The sequence below is a fragment of the Streptomyces sp. CRCS-T-1 genome, assembly GCF_024442335.1.
Lineage (GTDB): Bacteria > Actinomycetota > Actinomycetes > Streptomycetales > Streptomycetaceae > Streptomyces > Streptomyces koelreuteriae.
The window spans coordinates 2,714,601-2,729,576 of record NZ_CP101651.1; the positions used below are offsets into that span (position 1 = coordinate 2,714,601).

Sequence of the window (14,976 nt, forward strand, 5' to 3'; positions counted from 1 at the left end):
CCGAGGCGCTACGGCTCAAGCAAGCGCGGCGACAGGGCCCCGCACGGCACCAGCTCCACCTCCGCCCCCGCGTCCCGCACATCCGCCAGCACCAGTTCGTCGTACATCAGCAACCCCGACTGCTCGGGCCAGACCACCGCCCACAGCCACATGCCGAGCGCCTCACCGGCGAAAACGGCCCGGTCGCCCGGCGCTCCGGTGACATGCCACAGCGGCGTCGGCCGCCCCGCGGCGAGCACCTTGGCGTGAGCCGGCTTGCCGACGTCCATGGACGGCCCCGGGTCCGGACCGTCGATACCCGCGTACCGCGCGCCGAGGCCGACACCCAACTCCTCGGCCACCAGGATCAGCTCGCCCATCCCGCCGAGCGGCCCGGGCCCGGTGCAGGCCACGGCCGTGGCGCGGCCGCCCGTGCGGTCGTCGCCCGCGCAGGCCACGCCCGTGAACAGCCAGCCGACCGGCAGCGGCCAGGGCATCCACACCGGCACCTGAGTCCGGTGCACCACGACGTTGAGGGCGTCGACGCTGGGCGGTATCACAGGCTGCACCGGATGAACGGTGCCGTGCACATCGCACTGCCAGGAGTCGGAGAAGAGGCCGGGAGCCCTGACCCGGCCACCGCACTTCGGGCAACTGGGTTCGCCCCTCATAGGGCCCCACGGTCCTACCCCCGCCCCGCCGCGTCAAGGACGATCACCCAACCGGACGGAACCCTTCACCCCCATATTAGATGTAACTTGCATTAGTTAGCGTGGCTAACTTAGTATGTGTATATACCAACTACCTCGTCTCGGGAAAGGGAGCAAGCAATGGACCCCTTCGACGCCGGAGCGGGCGGCCTCCTCAAGCAGCCCAAGTCCGTGTGGGCGACCGCCGGAGCGTCGGTCGTCGCCTTCATGGGCATCGGACTCGTCGACCCGATCCTGCCGTCCATCGCCTCGGGCCTGAACGCCTCGGCCGGCCAGGTCTCCCTGCTGTTCACCTCGTACTTCCTCATCACCGCGATCGCGATGCTGGTCACCGGCTTCGTCTCCAGCCGCATCGGCGGAAGGAAGACCCTGCTGCTCGGCCTCGCCCTGGTCGTGGTCTTCGCGGGACTGTCGGGCACCTCCGGATCCGTCGGCGAACTGGTCGGATTCCGGGCCGGCTGGGGCCTCGGCAACGCGCTGTTCGTCTCGACGGCCCTCGCGGTCATCGTCGGAGCGGCGGCGGGCGGCAGCGCGGCGGCGATCCTGCTGTACGAGTCGGCCCTCGGCCTCGGCATGGCCTGCGGTCCGCTGCTGGGCGCCCTGCTCGGCGACGCGAGCTGGCGCTACCCGTTCTTCGGTACGGCCTTCCTGATGGCCGTCGGCTTCCTGTGCATCGCGGTGTTCCTGCGGGAGCAGCCGAAGCCGGCCCGCAAGACCTCACTCCTGGACCCGATCAAGGCCCTCGGGCACGGCGGCCTCGCCTCGGCGGCGATCTCGGCGTTCTTCTACAACTACACGTTCTTCACCGTGCTGGCCTTCACCCCGTTCGTGCTGAACATGAGCCCGTACCGCTCGGGTGCGGTGTTCTTCGCCTGGGGTGTGCTGCTCGCCGTGTTCTCGGTGATCGTGGCACCGCGCCTGCAGAAGCGGTTCGGCTCGCTGAAGGTGCTCGGCGGTTCCCTGGTGCTGCTCGCTGCCGACGTGCTCGTGCTCGGCTACGGCGACCACACCACGGCCGTCGTCTGCACGATCCTGTCCGGTGCCTTCATCGGCGTGAACAACACCGTCTACACCGAGCTGGCCCTCGGCGTCTCGGACGCGCCCCGGCCGGTGGCGAGCGCGGGCTACAACTTCGTGCGCTGGTTCGCGGCGGCGGCCGCACCGTTCTTCGCACCGAGGATCGAGGAGTGGACCGACATCCACATCCCCTTCGTGGTCGCGGCCGTCACGGCCGTACTGGGCGCCGTCGTCGTGGTCGTACGCCGCAAGGCCCTCACCCACGAGGCCGAGGAGCTGGAGCCGAGGCACGCGACCGAGGACAGCGTCACCGTCTTCGCCAACTGAGCCAACTGATGCTTTTCGGCCATGGGTTGGTGAGGTTCCTCACTCAGGCCTCAGTCCACCTCACTCCAGCGGGACGGACTTCCGGGACGGATCCCGGAGGTCCGTCCCTTGGTTCAGCCACCGCTCCTGGAGCGCCTGCGCGCCGTGCACCCGCTTCCAGGCGGCCTCGTTCGGGGTCATCGGCAGCAGCGGCAGGAACCGTACGGGGTCGAGGGGTTCGTCGAGCTCGAGGTCCTCGACCAGGCCGCCCGGTTCGGCGACCAGGACCGAGGTGAAGGGGGCGCCGGGCCACAGCGGCTCGCCGACGTCGAGGGAGGCACCGGGGGCCACGACCACGCCCTCGACCTGCGGAGACGCGGCGAGAACGGCGAGCGGGCGGAGCACCTTGTCCGTCTCGGCGAGCCCCGCGCGCACCGACAGGACCAGCTCCGCGCGCGGACCCTTGACCGGGTCGGCGAGCGTCGCCGTGGGCTCCGTCATGGGCTGCGCGGACATGCCGAGCGTGGCGTAGCGGGCGATGCCGCCGTCCTGGAAGCGCAGCACCTCGATGCGGTCCGTACCGAGGAACGTCACTGCCGCGCGCGCGTCCGGTTCGCCCAGGGCGCTGCGCAACCGGGCCTCGACCAGAGGAAGAACATCAGCCATGCGGTGAGCATAGAACTCGTCAGTAGCGGGCAAAGGAGCACCTTGACAGTTTTGACGGCTGCTACTCTTGCCCCCTGGTTCGGGGCAGCACGCAGAAGCGTCGCGATCAAGCCCCGACGCCGAAGGAACTCCCTTACGAGGGACCGGCCGGAGGAGGTGGGGCTGCAATGGATCGAAGTCGACCGTGCAGTAGCACCACGCTCTCCCGCCGCTGATGTAGCCGCTCTGTCTCTCTGGCCGGCCGCCACCTCTCGCACTCGCTTCACCGCGGAAGAGCGCTTCGTTTCGTTTTTCCTGATCTGCCTCAGTAGCTGAATCAGTAACGAAGCCCGCCACCGCGACGGTGCGGTGCTCCCCGCTTTGTGGACGTGCCAAACATCCGTAGTCCTTACGTCCTCATTCCGGGTAGTTCCACCCGTCGCCGTCGGCGCCTTTCGTTGCCCTCCCCGCGAAGGAGCCCGCCATGTCGATGATTCGCGACCTGCGCGCCGTGGTCCGTCCGTCCCGCGTCTCGCTGCGCAAGGACAGCGGCCCGTACGACGCCACCCGCAGCCCGGCGACGGCCACCGCCGTCGTCGACTGCGCCGTCTACCGCGACGGCCGCCGCATCGAGACCGAGGCCCCGCTGACCCCGCACGAGGCGGTGCGCCTGGTGCGCCGCGACGGGGGCTTCGTGTGGATCGGCCTGCACGAGCCGACCGAGGCCGAATTCTCCGGCATCGCCAGTGAGTTCGGACTGCACCCGCTGGCCGTGGAGGACGCCGTCCAGGCCCACCAGCGGCCCAAGCTGGAGCGCTACGACGACTCGCTCTTCACGGTCTTCAAGACCATCCACTACGTCGAGCACGACCAGCTCGACGCCAACAGCGAGGTCGTCGAGTCCGGCGAGGTCATGTGCTTCACCGGACGGGACTTCTTCATCACCGTCCGGCACGGCGGCCAGGGCTCCCTGCGGGCCCTCAGGCACCGCCTCCAGGACGACCCCGAGCTGCTGGCCAAGGGCCCCTCGGCCGTACTGCACGCCATCGCCGACCACGTCGTCGACGGCTACATCGCGGTCGCCGACGCGGTGCAGGACGACATCGACGAGGTGGAGACCGAGGTGTTCTCCCCGGGGCGCAAGGGCTCGCCGCGCGGTTCGGACGCCGGCCGGATCTACCAACTCAAGCGCGAGGTGCTGGAGTTCAAGCGGGCCGTGTCGCCGCTGCTGCGGCCCATGCAGCTGCTGAGCGAGCGGCCGATGCTGCTGATCGACCCGGACATCCAGAAGTACTTCCGGGACGTGGCCGACCACCTGGCCCGGGTCCAGGAGCAGGTCCTCGGCTTCGACGAGCTGCTCAACTCCATCCTCCAGGCCAACCTCGCGCAGGCGTCCGTCGCGCAGAACGAGGACATGCGGAAGATCACCTCATGGGCCGCGATCATCGCCGTACCGACGATGGTGTGCGGGGTGTACGGCATGAACTTCGACCACATGCCGGAGCTGCACTGGCGGTACGGCTACCCGGTGATCATGGGCATCACCGTGGTCATCTGCCTCGGCATCCACCGCACGCTGAAGCGGAACGGGTGGCTGTGAGCAGCCTGGATAGGCTGGGGACCATGACAAGCGAGCTGCTCGGCCAGGCCCTCGTCGAGGAGGCCACCAAGAAGTCCGGCCTCGTCTGGGTGCAGGGCCCCGACGGCCCGGCGCGTGCGCTCTGGCACGTGTGGCACGAGGGTGCCGCGTGCCTGATCGGCGACGGGCCGGGCGAGCAGCCCCTGCCGGGTCTCGCCGACGGGGCCGAGGCCCGGGTGACGGTCCGCAGCAAGGACAAGGGAGGCCGGCTGGTCTCCTGGACGGCCCGGGTCACCGAGCTGGCGCCGGGCTCCGAGGCGTGGGACGCGACGGTCGCCGAGCTCAAGGGCAAACGGCTGAACGCGCCCGACGGCGAGGCGATGACCGGCCGCTGGGCCCGCGAATGCCGGGTGCTGCGCCTGGAACCGACCGGGGCGAGGGCACCCCTGCCCGACGGCTCCCTGTCCGAGCCGCCGCTGCCGTCCCCGGCGATCACCCGCCGGCCGATCCCGGCGGGCCTGCCCCGTCTGCTGCTGAAGAAGCGCAAACGCACATAGCCGCCGGACGCGCGGAGCCGTCGCTACGACGTCGGCAGCTGCCGGCCGTAGTCCACCGTCTCGTTCTTCTCCGGCTCCCTGAGGGAGAAGTCCTCTCCCCAGGCGGAGAAGGTGAGGGTGCCCGCGCCGCCGGCCCGCTCCAGGCGCAGCGGATACGGCGTGCCCTCCAGGGAGACCTCCAGGGCGCCGCCGGAGCCCTTGTCGCCGGTGATGCGGATGGTGCGGACGCCCGCCTGCTCCTCGTGGCCGTCCGTCGCGAGTGTGCCGTGCAGGGTCAGCAGACCGTCGAGGAGGACACCCTTGTCCGTGAAACCACTGAACTTCTTGTACGCCGGGTCGCCCTGCGGCACCTTCACGAACTTGCCGCCGAGCTTGGAGGCCGCCGCCGCGTCCCCGTCGCCCTTCCCGCCCTGGCCGTCGCCGTGACTCCAGAACTCGGCGTCGGCCTTGACGAAGAGCTGCTCGCCGATGCGCAGCACCTGGAAGGTCGTCCCCTCGGTGGTCACCGATCCCTCGCCGCCGTCGTCCTTCAGCCGCATGTCGAGCGCGTACGTCTTCTCGCCGCTGACGACGCTGCCGTGCACCCGGACCGCCCCGGCGGACTCGGCGGCCGTGCGGGTCTTGGTCTGGATCTTCCCGGCGGGAAGCCTGCCGACCCCGTTGGTGCCCTCGTTCGGATCCTCCGCGCAGCCGGTGAGCACCGTCCCCGTCACGAGCAGTGCGCACATCGCGCTCGCGAGGACGGCACTACGGCTTCGGCCGTGGCGAATCGGAGTCACTGGTGGAGCTGCCTCTCTGCGGGGAGACCTGAACGGCGTACCGCAGGGTACCGGGCACGTGCGGGCAGGTCGGAGCCAGTCCGTCCGGACCGCCCGCCGACGCACCACCGATCGGGACGGGCTAGCCTGAAGCCCACCCGAGCGGGCAATTCGGAACAGACGGCTACACAGACCGGCACAGAGCCGGACGCAAGGACAGGCACCACGAAACACCCCGCACGTAAAGGAGCCGCGGCCATGGCAGCGGGCGCCCCCCGGATCTTCGTATCGCACCTCTCCGGTGTCGCCGTCTTCGACCCCGCGGGGGACCAGGTGGGGCGGGTGCGCGATCTGGTCGTCATGCTGCGGGTGGCGCAACGGCCGCCGAGACTGCTCGGCCTCGTCGTCGAACTCGCCACCCGCCGCCGCATCTTCCTGCCCATGACCCGGGTCACCGCCATCCAGTCGGGCCAGGTCATCACGACCGGCGTGCTCAACGTGCGGCGCTTCGAGCAGCGGCCCACCGAGCGGCTGGTCTTCGGGGAGCTGCTGGACCGGCGTGTGACGCTCACCGAGACCGGCGAGGACGTCACCGTCCTCGACCTGTCGGTGCATCAGCTGCCGGCCCGCCGGGAGTGGGAGATCGACCGGGTCTTCGTCCGCAAGGGCAGAAAGGGCAGCGCCTTCCGGCGGGCCAAGGGCGAGGCGCTGACCGTCGAGTGGACCGCCGTCACCGGCTTCTCCCTGGAGGAGCAGGGGCAGGGCGCGGAGAACCTGCTCGCCACCTTCGAGCAGTTGCGCGCCGCCGACCTGGCCAACGTCCTGCACCACCTCTCCCCCAAGCGCCGGGCCGAGGTCGCCGCCGCCCTCGACGACGACCGGCTGGCCGATGTGCTGGAGGAGCTGCCGGAGGACGACCAGATCGAGATCCTCGGCAAGCTGAAGGAGGAGCGCGCCGCCGACGTCCTGGAGGCCATGGACCCGGACGACGCGGCCGACCTGCTGGGCGAGCTGCCGACGGACGAGCAGGAGCGGCTGCTGAACCTGATGCAGCCCGGCGACGCGGCCGACATGCGGCGCCTGATGTCGTACGAGGAACGCACGGCGGGCGGTCTGATGACCACCGAGCCCATCGTGCTGCGCCCGGACGCGTCCGTCGCCGACGCCCTCGCCCGCATCCGCGAGCCCGACCTCTCCCCCGCCCTGGCCGCCCAGGTCTACGTCTGCCGGCCACCGGACGAGACACCGACCGGCAAGTATCTGGGCACGGTCCACTTCCAGCGCCTGCTGCGCGAGCCACCGCCCTCGCTGGTCAGCTCGATCCTGGACAGCGATCTGCAACCGCTCGACCCCGAGGCGGACCTGCCGGCCATCGCCGGGTTCTTCGCGACGTACGACATGGTCGCGGCGCCCGTGGTGGACGAGGCGGGGTCGCTGCTGGGCGCGGTGACCGTGGACGACGTCCTCGACCACATGCTGCCCGAGGACTGGCGGGAGACGGAGTTCCATCTGGACGAGGAGGTGGCGACCGATGGTTCCTGAGCGCGAGACCCTGCGCGAGCGCACGCCGACCGGCGCCACGGCCGCGAGCCGGCCGCGCACGGCCCGGCTCGACCAGCCCGGTGTGCCCAAGCACCGGTTCCTGCCCGAGTACGACCCGGAGGCCTTCGGGCGGATGTCGGAACGCATCGCGCGTTTCCTCGGCACCGGGCGGTTCCTGGTCTGGATGACGGCCGCCATCGTGCTGTGGGTGGCCTGGAACAGCCTCGCCCCGCGCGATCTGCGCTTCGACGAGTACCCGTTCATCTTCCTGACCCTGATGCTCTCGCTCCAGGCCTCCTACGCCGCTCCGCTGATCCTGCTCGCGCAGAACCGGCAGGACGACCGTGACCGGGTCAATCTTGAGCAGGATCGCAAGCAGAACGAGCGGTCGATCGCGGACACCGAGTATCTGACCCGCGAGATCGCCGCCCTGCGGATCGGCCTGGGCGAGGTCGCCACCCGGGACTGGATCCGCTCGGAGCTCCAGGACACGATCAAGGAGCTGGAGGAACGCCACAACGGCCACCGTCACGACCCCGTCGTATTCCCGGCGGAACGGCCACGGGGACGTGACGCAGACGACCGCTGACAGCCTTTCCTACGCACCGGTACAGCGCCGTACCATCGTCCTATGGCTACGGAAGACGCGGTGCGCGAGGCACTGGCGACGGTGAACGACCCCGAGATCCACAAGCCCATCACCGAACTCGGGATGGTCAAGTCGGTCGAGATCGGCGCGGACGGGGCGGTCGCGGTCACCGTGTACCTCACGGTCTCGGGCTGTCCGATGCGGGAGACGATCACGCAGCGCGTGACCGACGCGGTCTCCGGCGTCGAGGGCGTCACCCGCGTCGATGTCACGCTCGATGTGATGAGCGACGAGCAGCGCAAGGAGCTGGCCAGCGCCCTGCGCGGCGGCCAGACCGAGCGCGAGGTGCCCTTCGCCAAGCCCGGCAGCCTGACCCGCGTCTACGCGGTGGCCTCCGGCAAGGGCGGCGTGGGCAAGTCCTCGGTGACGGTGAACCTGGCGGCGGCCATGGCGGCCGACGGCCTCAAGGTCGGTGTCGTGGACGCCGACATCTACGGCCACTCCGTGCCGCGCATGCTCGGCGCCGACGGCCGTCCCACCCAGGTCGAGAACATGATCATGCCGCCGTCGGCGAACGGCGTGAAGGTCATCTCCATCGGCATGTTCACCCCGGGCAACGCCCCGGTCGTCTGGCGCGGCCCGATGCTCCACCGCGCCCTGCAGCAGTTCCTCGCGGACGTGTACTGGGGCGACCTGGACGTCCTCCTGCTGGACCTGCCGCCCGGCACCGGCGACATCGCCATCTCCGTCGCCCAGCTCGTCCCGAACGCCGAGATCCTGGTCGTCACGACCCCGCAGCAGGCGGCGGCCGAGGTCGCCGAGCGCGCGGGCTCCATCGCCGTGCAGACCCACCAGAAGATCGTCGGCGTCGTAGAGAACATGTCCGGCCTGCCCTGCCCGCACTGCGACGAGATGGTCGACGTCTTCGGCACGGGCGGCGGCCAGGTGGTGGCCGACGGTCTGACCCGCACGACCGGCGCCACCGTCCCGGTCCTCGGCAACATCCCCATCGACGTCCGCCTCCGCGAGGGCGGCGACGACGGCAGGCCGGTCGTCCTGACGGACCCGGACTCCCCGGCGGGCTCCGCCCTGCGCGCCATCGCGGGCAAGCTGGGAGGCCGCCAGAGGGGCCTGTCGGGCCTGTCCCTGGGGATCACTCCGAGGAACAAGTTCTAGATCTGGACGCGGCTGGGCAAAGGGGCGCCGAAACACCCGGCGCCCCTTCGATCACGCGTAGTCGGCGATGTCCTTCACCACGGCGAAGCCAATCCCATACGCACTCATCCCTCTGCCGTACGCCCCGACATGAACCCCGGCCGAGGTAGACCCGGCCAGCACCCACCCGAACTCCGACTCCCGGTAGTGGAACGTCGTCGGCACACCGTCAACCGGCAACGACAACGTCGACCAGTCGGCCCCGTCGAGGTCGTCCGCCAGCACCCACGCCGTCTCCGTCTGCTGCTCCAGCCAGTCGTCCCGCAGGGAGTGGTCCATCTGCCCGGGCCAGGTGGAGGACAGCAGCCCCACACCCGCGAGCCACGCCGCGGAGGACACCGACGTGGCCTCCAGCAGCCCCGTACCGTCCGCCGTACGCCGCGAGGGATGCGCCGCGACGGTGACCACGACCGCGAACTTCTCCTTGGCCTCCTGATCACCCCCGGCCACGAACTCGTTGCGCACCCTGGGCTCGTCTCCGTGCCCGATCGACCCGTGTTCCACGGCCCCGTCGGCCGCCGTACCGACCTGCATCAGCCAGCGCGGTCCCGTGAAGGCCTCGTCGAGGCCGTACCACGGGAAGGGCGCGCGCAGGTAGCCGTCGACGTTACGCCGGGCGGAGGGGACCTGTTGTCCGTCCTCCGCGGCCGGCGCCTGCGCGACTCCTGGACTCGTCGTCTCCATGTGCCCGGACGCCTCCTCGCTCTAGTCGGTCCGGAACGGCCCGCCCCCCTTCGGGCGTACTCTTCCGGTCCGCACAACAACTCGGCAGCATAGCCACACCGCTGCGAGCAGCAGGGAAAGCGCCCGGCGCATGGGCCGCACGGGGGCCTTGTTCAGGCCGTACACAGCCCGACCGGAGTATGAAACGCGTCACGCGCGTCGCTCAGGTGGCGTCCGCGTCGAAGGGCGGACGGTTGTCCCGGTCGGGCGTCTCGGGCTTCTTCGTCATGTCGATACGGCCCCCCGACGAACCTGCGGCAGCGGAGGACGACGAGGAGGAGGACGCGTCGGAGTCACGGCTGTGGACGGCGTCGGTGACCTCGGCCATCTCCTTCTTCAGGTCGAAGCCGTTGCGGATCTCCTTGAGCCCCAGGTCCTCGTTGTCCAGCTGCTTGCGGATGAACGCCTTGGGGTTGAGGTCCTCGAACTCGAAGTCCTTGAACTCCGGGCCGAGTTCCTCCCGGATGTCGTGCTTGGCGCTCTCCGAGAACTCGCGGATCTTCCGGATGGTGCGCGTCACGTCCTGGATGACCTTGGGGAGCTTGTCCGGACCGAAGACGAGCACGGCGAGGACGATGAGCGTCACCAGCTCGAGTGGTCCTATGTCATTGAACACCTGAAGCTCCTTGCGATGTCCGCGGTCCTCGGCCCTCGGTGGTCGGCCCTCGGTGGTCGGTGCGGGTCTTGCCGTGGTCCGGGCCGGATCCACGGTACCCGGCGTTCCTGTCCGACCGGTACTGTCCCGAGACCTCCGGCCGCGGGGAGTGGGAGCGCTTTCCGAATTGTTTGCCTTCTTGGTCCCTGTGCGTCCCGGACATCACGTCTCAGCCGCCGCCGGAGGAGCCGAGGACGAGGGAGAGAGTCCGTTCCTTGCCTCCGCGCTCCAGCGTCAGCTCCAGCCGGTCGCCGGGGCGGTGGGCCCGGGTCTTGACGATCAGTTCCTCGCCCGAGTGGACCCGCTGGCCATCGACGGCTGTGATGACGTCGCCCGCCTTGATCCCGGCCTTGGCACCCGGCCCGCCCGCGGTGACCGGGGCTCCGCCCTCGCTGCCCTCGGCGGCGACCCGGGCGCCGTCGCCCGTGTAGTCCATGTCCAGGGTGACGCCGATCACCGGGTGGGTCGCCTTCCCGGTGTTGATCAGCTCCTCGGCCACGCGTTTGCCCTGGTTGATGGGTATGGCGAAGCCGAGGCCTATGGAGCCGGACTGGCCGCTGTCCGGTTCGGAGCCGCTGCCCGCCGAGCGGATGGCCGAGTTGATGCCGATGACCCGGCCCCGGGAGTCCAGCAGCGGCCCGCCGGAGTTGCCGGGGTTGATGGGCGCGTCGGTCTGGAGCGCGTCGACGTACGACACGTCGCTGCCGTCGCCCTTCTCGCCGCCCGCCGTGATGGGCCGCTGCTTGGCGCTGATGATGCCGGAGGTGACGGTGCCGGCCAGGTCGAAGGGCGCGCCGATGGCCACGACCGGATCGCCGACCTGCATGTTGTCCGAGTTGCCGAGGGGCAGCGGGGTGAGGCCGCGTACGCCCTTCACCTTCACGACGGCGAGGTCGTAGCCGCTGTCCTGGCCGACGAGCTCGGCCTGGGCGGTCTCCCCGCTGTTGAAGGTCACGGTGATCTCGCCGGTGGATCCGGCGGGCCGCACGACGTGATTGTTGGTGAGGATGTGCCCGCGGTCGTCGAGCACGAAGCCGGTGCCGGTGCCCTGTTCTCCGCCGCCGCTCACATGCAGGGTGACCACGCTGGGCAGAGTCCGCTGGGCGATCCCGGCCACACTGCCGGAGTCCCGCCCCGCGGACTCCTTCCCGGCCTGCGGCAGCTCGACGGACCCGATGCCCCCGTTCCGCTCCAGATACGTCCCTACCACGCCGCCGAACCCCCCGGACACGAGCGCCAGCACCACGGCGGCACCCACCAGCGCCTTCCTGCCCCGCCTGCGCCGCTGCTCCGTACTGGGCACACCGGCCCCGGTCTGCTGGAGAGGCCCGGCGGCCGCGGGAGCCGCCCAGGGGTCGTAACGCTGCCAGGGGTCGGGAGCGGGGGCGGGGGCGGGGGCCGCGGATTCAGGAGCCGGTGCGGGTGCCGGAGCCGGGGCCGGTGCCGGGATGCCGGGAGGGGGTGCCGACGCCGCCGGTATGGACGTCTGGTTCGGCTGACTCGGTATCGCCGTGCCGTGCGTCGGCGTCGCCGCCGGGTGCTGGACGGGCGGCGCGGGCGCCCAGGGGCCCGGTTCGCCGTAGGGCGGGGTGCTGTAGGGGTCGGGATCGTGCAGCGGCTTGGGAGCGCCGCCGACCGGCACGGCGGGCTCCACGACGGCGTCAGCGGGCTCCACCGCGGTGTCGGCGGGCTCCTCCGGACCCCTCAACTCGTAGTCCCCCGCGTCCTCGTCCTGCCGCACGGCGGGCCGCGCCAGCTCGAAGTCACCGTCGGTGTCGGCTGAGTCCTCCGGGGCCGCCCCCTGCCCCTCATGCTCCCCTGACTCCCCCTGCTCCCCCGGAGCGTCCTGCGGCCGTGGACGGCTCCACCACTTCGCCTTCGTGGGCTTCCCCTCGTTCATGCTCTCCCCACAGCCGCGGCACGGCTCGATGCGGTGGCCGCGGTTCGTCGAATCGGCGCCCGGCCACACCTCGGCAGCGGGCGACAACCCCCGGATTCAATCAGGTTCGCCGCCCGGTGCGCAGGGGAGCCGGTCAGCGGGCCGTCCGCGAGGAGGCGGGAGGAGAGGGGGACGGGGCCGGGTCCGGGAGGGGCACGGCGAGCAGGGGCGCCGCGATCTCGGGGGCCGCGGACCACGAGGTCAGGGCGGCCGGGGCGGCCGCCGCGAGGGGATGTATCAGCGGGGACATGGCCACGGCACCGGCCACCACGGGGGCGGTCAGCGCGTGCACGGCATGGTGCCCTCCGACCGGCGGGATTCCGGGCAGCAGCGGTGCGGACGCCTCGGTCGGGGCGACCGGCGTCCGGCCGAGCATGCTCTGGCCCTGCCCCTGTCCGAGCAGCGGCGCCGCGCCCCGGCGTCGCTGGGACTCGGGCGTGGTCGTCGCGCCCGAACCCTGTGTACGTGTCGGCGTCACATTGCTTCCCGTGCCGGAGCCGCCGCGGGCTTCCACGTCGCCGGGGGTGACGGTGCTGACGCCGCCCAGGGCGATCGCGGCCAGGGACACCGCCCCGGCGGCGGCGAAGGCGAACCGCAGCCGCGAGGAGGATCTGTCGGGCTCGGGGCGGCCGACGTCGTGGATACGGAAACCCCGGCTCCCCGAGGGAAGGCCTCGGTTGTCGGACGGCAGCACGGGGACATGCGGCCGGGACGGGGCGTACCCGAACTCGAACCGCTCGCCGCGCTTCGCGCCGAAGGCCCCGGACGATCCGAACCGTCCGGACAGTCCGCCGGGCAGCCCTCCGCCACCCGGGGGCATACCGTCACCGTCCGGGTCGCCGCCCGCGGGTAGTCCCTGCAGGCGGGCCAGGAAACTCTCCGAGGGAGGCGGTGGGGCCGCCTCCGCGAACACGTTCTTCAGCCGGCGCTGGGCGTCCACCTCCGTCTTGCATTTCGGGCAGGTGGCCACATGCGCCAGTACGCGCTCCCGCGCGTCATGACCGAGCTCTCCGTCCACCAGGGCGGAGAGTCGGTCTCCCAGGTGCTGCTCTGCGAGGTGTCCCTCGGAAGACTCAGGACGTGATCCGCTCACGCGCTCGCGCCCCCTCCTCCCAGTGCGGGAACACGGGGCACGAACGAGCGGCGCTCGGCCCGTGCCTGCGGGGAGCGGTGCGCGAGGGCCTTGCGCAGCTGGGAGCGACCACGGTGGATCCGCGAGCGGACCGTGCCGAGCTTGACGCCGAGGGTCGCGGCGATCTCCTCGTACGACAGTCCTTCGATGTCGCACAGGACGACCGCGGCGCGGAACTCGGGGGCCAGGGTGTCGAGGGCCTGCTGGACGTCCGCGTCGAAGTGCGCGTCGTTGAAGACCTGCTGGGGCGTGGGCTCCTTGCTGGGCAGCCGCTCGGCCGCGTCCTCGCCGAGCGCGTCGAAGCGGATGCGCTGCTTGCGGCGCACCATGTCCAGGAACAGGTTCGTGGTGATGCGGTGCAGCCAGCCCTCGAAGGTGCCCGGCGTGTAGGTCGACAGGGAGCGGAAGACACGGACGAAGACCTCCTGTGTGAGGTCCTCGGCATCGTGCTGGTTGCCGGTGAGGCGGTAGGCGAGCCGGTAGACCCGGCCGCTGTGCGTGCTGACGATCTCCTCCCAGGTGGGCGGAGTCCACGCCTGCCCGTCCGCGTCGGTGGAGAAGGTCGCGGTCTGGGCGAAGTCAGCGGCGTGGCTGTGGTCAGCGGTGTCGTTCACGGATGTCGGCCTGCCCGCTGATCCGAGGAAGCGCCGGAACACTCCTCCGCGATCCACAGGCGCAGCCGCACCTCCCCTGTCAGCTCTGGTGGTGTCCAGTGGAGCCCCTACCATAGCCACCTCGCCCGTTAGGACCGGATAAGCGGTTTTACGAGAATTTGATCTGGGCTGATACGCCTCGTACTGCTGCGACGGCACTTGCTCGGCGTCCTCGTCCACTGCCCGCCCCCCGTCCCGGTCCGCGCCGTTTGCTCATCCCTTTAAACGACCGGTCCCATCTGCGGGTTCCCGCGCCCAACGGATACAGTCACGCCGAGGCATTCACGGGGACAGGAGAGGGTCATTACCGGCAACCGGCAGACGAGCTGGGCGTTCGCCGACGCCTATGTCGCCGAGGACGACGCGCTGCGCTGGGCCCGGGACCGGGCCCGTGACGCGGGGCTGCGCTCGGTGACGCCCGGCACGGGCTCCGCGCTGGGGTTGCTGGCCGCCTCCGTCGACGCCAAGGCCGTCGCGGAGATCGGGACCGGCTGCGGTGTCTCCGGGATCCACCTCCTGCACGGTATGCGGCCCGACGGTGTGCTGACGACCGTGGATCCCGAGCCGGAGCACCAGCAGTTCGCCCGCCAGGCCTTCCGTGCCTCCGGCTTCGCCAGCAACCGGGCCCGCTTCATCCCGGGCCGCGCCCTCGATGTGCTGCCCCGCCTCGCCGACTCCGGCTACGACCTCGTCTTCTGCGACGGTGACCGGCTCGAGGTCATGGACTACCTCGCTGAATCGTTGCGGCTGCTGCGCCCCGGTGGGCTCGTGGTCTTCGAGGGCGCCTTCGCCAACGGCCGGACGGTGGACTCCGGACCGCAGCCCACGGAGGTGCTGCGGCTGCGGGAGCTGCTGCGCACGGTGCGCGAGAGCCCGGAGCTGGTGCCGTCGCTGCTGCCGGTGGGCGACGGGCTGCTGTGCGCGGTGAAACGCTAGCCGGATCGCACGTTAGCGAAGCGGCAGCCGGGGCAGTCGGA

15 protein-coding genes are annotated in these 14,976 nt (G+C 70.9%); 7 read left to right on the forward strand and 8 right to left on the reverse strand.

What is annotated here, in order from left to right; translation table 11 throughout:
- Positions 1-8: 8 nt before the first annotated feature.
- Positions 9-650 (reverse strand): DUF6758 family protein, encoded by a 642-nt coding sequence (locus NNW99_RS11880; protein ID WP_215118677.1) that lies wholly within the window; start codon positions 648-650, stop codon positions 9-11.
- 159 nt (positions 651-809) lie between these two features.
- On the opposite strand from NNW99_RS11880, the gene NNW99_RS11885 reads away from it, so the two are divergent.
- Positions 810-2,033: an MFS transporter gene (locus NNW99_RS11885; RefSeq protein WP_215118679.1), complete on the forward strand. Its 1,224-nt coding sequence runs from the start codon at positions 810-812 to the stop codon at positions 2,031-2,033.
- A gap of 60 nt (positions 2,034-2,093) precedes the next feature.
- Here NNW99_RS11885 and NNW99_RS11890 read toward each other — a convergent pair whose 3' ends face one another.
- On the reverse strand, positions 2,094-2,678 hold the full coding sequence (locus NNW99_RS11890) for a suppressor of fused domain protein (RefSeq protein ID WP_215118681.1): 585 nt from the start codon (positions 2,676-2,678) through the stop codon (positions 2,094-2,096).
- A gap of 463 nt (positions 2,679-3,141) precedes the next feature.
- Here NNW99_RS11890 and NNW99_RS11895 point away from each other — a divergent pair, with 463 nt between their 5' ends.
- Both NNW99_RS11895 and NNW99_RS11900 read left to right on the forward strand, forming a co-directional pair.
- On the forward strand, positions 3,142-4,257 hold the full coding sequence (locus NNW99_RS11895) for a magnesium and cobalt transport protein CorA (RefSeq protein WP_215118683.1): 1,116 nt from the start codon (positions 3,142-3,144) through the stop codon (positions 4,255-4,257).
- Between the two features lie 23 nt (positions 4,258-4,280).
- The gene (locus NNW99_RS11900) at positions 4,281-4,793 is read left to right on the forward strand and encodes a hypothetical protein (protein WP_215118685.1); all 513 of its coding nucleotides are present in this window, start codon (positions 4,281-4,283) and stop codon (positions 4,791-4,793) included.
- 23 nt (positions 4,794-4,816) lie between these two features.
- On the opposite strand, the gene NNW99_RS11905 is transcribed toward NNW99_RS11900, so the two are convergent.
- A complete protein-coding gene (locus tag NNW99_RS11905) occupies positions 4,817-5,572 on the reverse strand; it encodes a hypothetical protein (RefSeq protein WP_215118686.1) in 756 nt (251 codons plus the stop codon).
- Between the two features lie 237 nt (positions 5,573-5,809).
- On the opposite strand from NNW99_RS11905, the gene NNW99_RS11910 reads away from it, so the two are divergent.
- From NNW99_RS11910 to NNW99_RS11920, 3 genes are read left to right on the forward strand one after another with little or no spacing between them, the layout of a single operon-like run.
- A complete protein-coding gene (locus NNW99_RS11910; protein ID WP_215118690.1) occupies positions 5,810-7,093 on the forward strand; it encodes a magnesium transporter MgtE N-terminal domain-containing protein in 1,284 nt (427 codons plus the stop codon).
- Positions 7,083-7,682, forward strand: a complete 600-nt coding sequence (locus NNW99_RS11915) for a DUF1003 domain-containing protein (protein WP_215118691.1) — start codon at positions 7,083-7,085, stop codon at positions 7,680-7,682. Before NNW99_RS11910 ends, NNW99_RS11915 begins: the two co-directional genes overlap by 11 nt.
- 42 nt (positions 7,683-7,724) lie before the next feature.
- The gene (locus NNW99_RS11920; protein WP_215118703.1) at positions 7,725-8,858 is read left to right on the forward strand and encodes an Mrp/NBP35 family ATP-binding protein; all 1,134 of its coding nucleotides are present in this window, start codon (positions 7,725-7,727) and stop codon (positions 8,856-8,858) included.
- Positions 8,859-8,909: 51 nt separating this feature from the next.
- Here the strand turns inward: NNW99_RS11920 and NNW99_RS11925 are convergent, their stop codons facing one another.
- The 5 genes from NNW99_RS11925 to sigE form a co-directional block, all read right to left on the reverse strand.
- A complete protein-coding gene (locus tag NNW99_RS11925) occupies positions 8,910-9,581 on the reverse strand; it encodes a hypothetical protein (protein WP_215118705.1) in 672 nt (223 codons plus the stop codon).
- A gap of 202 nt (positions 9,582-9,783) precedes the next feature.
- Positions 9,784-10,236, reverse strand: a complete 453-nt coding sequence (locus tag NNW99_RS11930; protein WP_215118707.1) for a sec-independent translocase — start codon at positions 10,234-10,236, stop codon at positions 9,784-9,786.
- Positions 10,237-10,444: 208 nt separating this feature from the next.
- A complete protein-coding gene (locus tag NNW99_RS11935) occupies positions 10,445-12,175 on the reverse strand; it encodes a S1C family serine protease (protein WP_215118709.1) in 1,731 nt (576 codons plus the stop codon).
- Between the two features lie 133 nt (positions 12,176-12,308).
- On the reverse strand, positions 12,309-13,232 hold the full coding sequence (locus tag NNW99_RS11940; RefSeq protein WP_370869131.1) for an anti-sigma factor: 924 nt from the start codon (positions 13,230-13,232) through the stop codon (positions 12,309-12,311).
- A 71-nt stretch (positions 13,233-13,303) separates the two neighbouring features.
- Positions 13,304-14,074 (reverse strand): RNA polymerase sigma factor SigE, encoded by a 771-nt coding sequence (sigE, locus tag NNW99_RS11945; RefSeq protein ID WP_221298717.1) that lies wholly within the window; start codon positions 14,072-14,074, stop codon positions 13,304-13,306.
- A 162-nt stretch (positions 14,075-14,236) separates the two neighbouring features.
- Here sigE and NNW99_RS11950 point away from each other — a divergent pair, with 162 nt between their 5' ends.
- Positions 14,237-14,935: an O-methyltransferase gene (locus NNW99_RS11950; RefSeq protein WP_285439965.1), complete on the forward strand. Its 699-nt coding sequence runs from the start codon at positions 14,237-14,239 to the stop codon at positions 14,933-14,935.
- Positions 14,936-14,976: the final 41 nt, after the last annotated feature.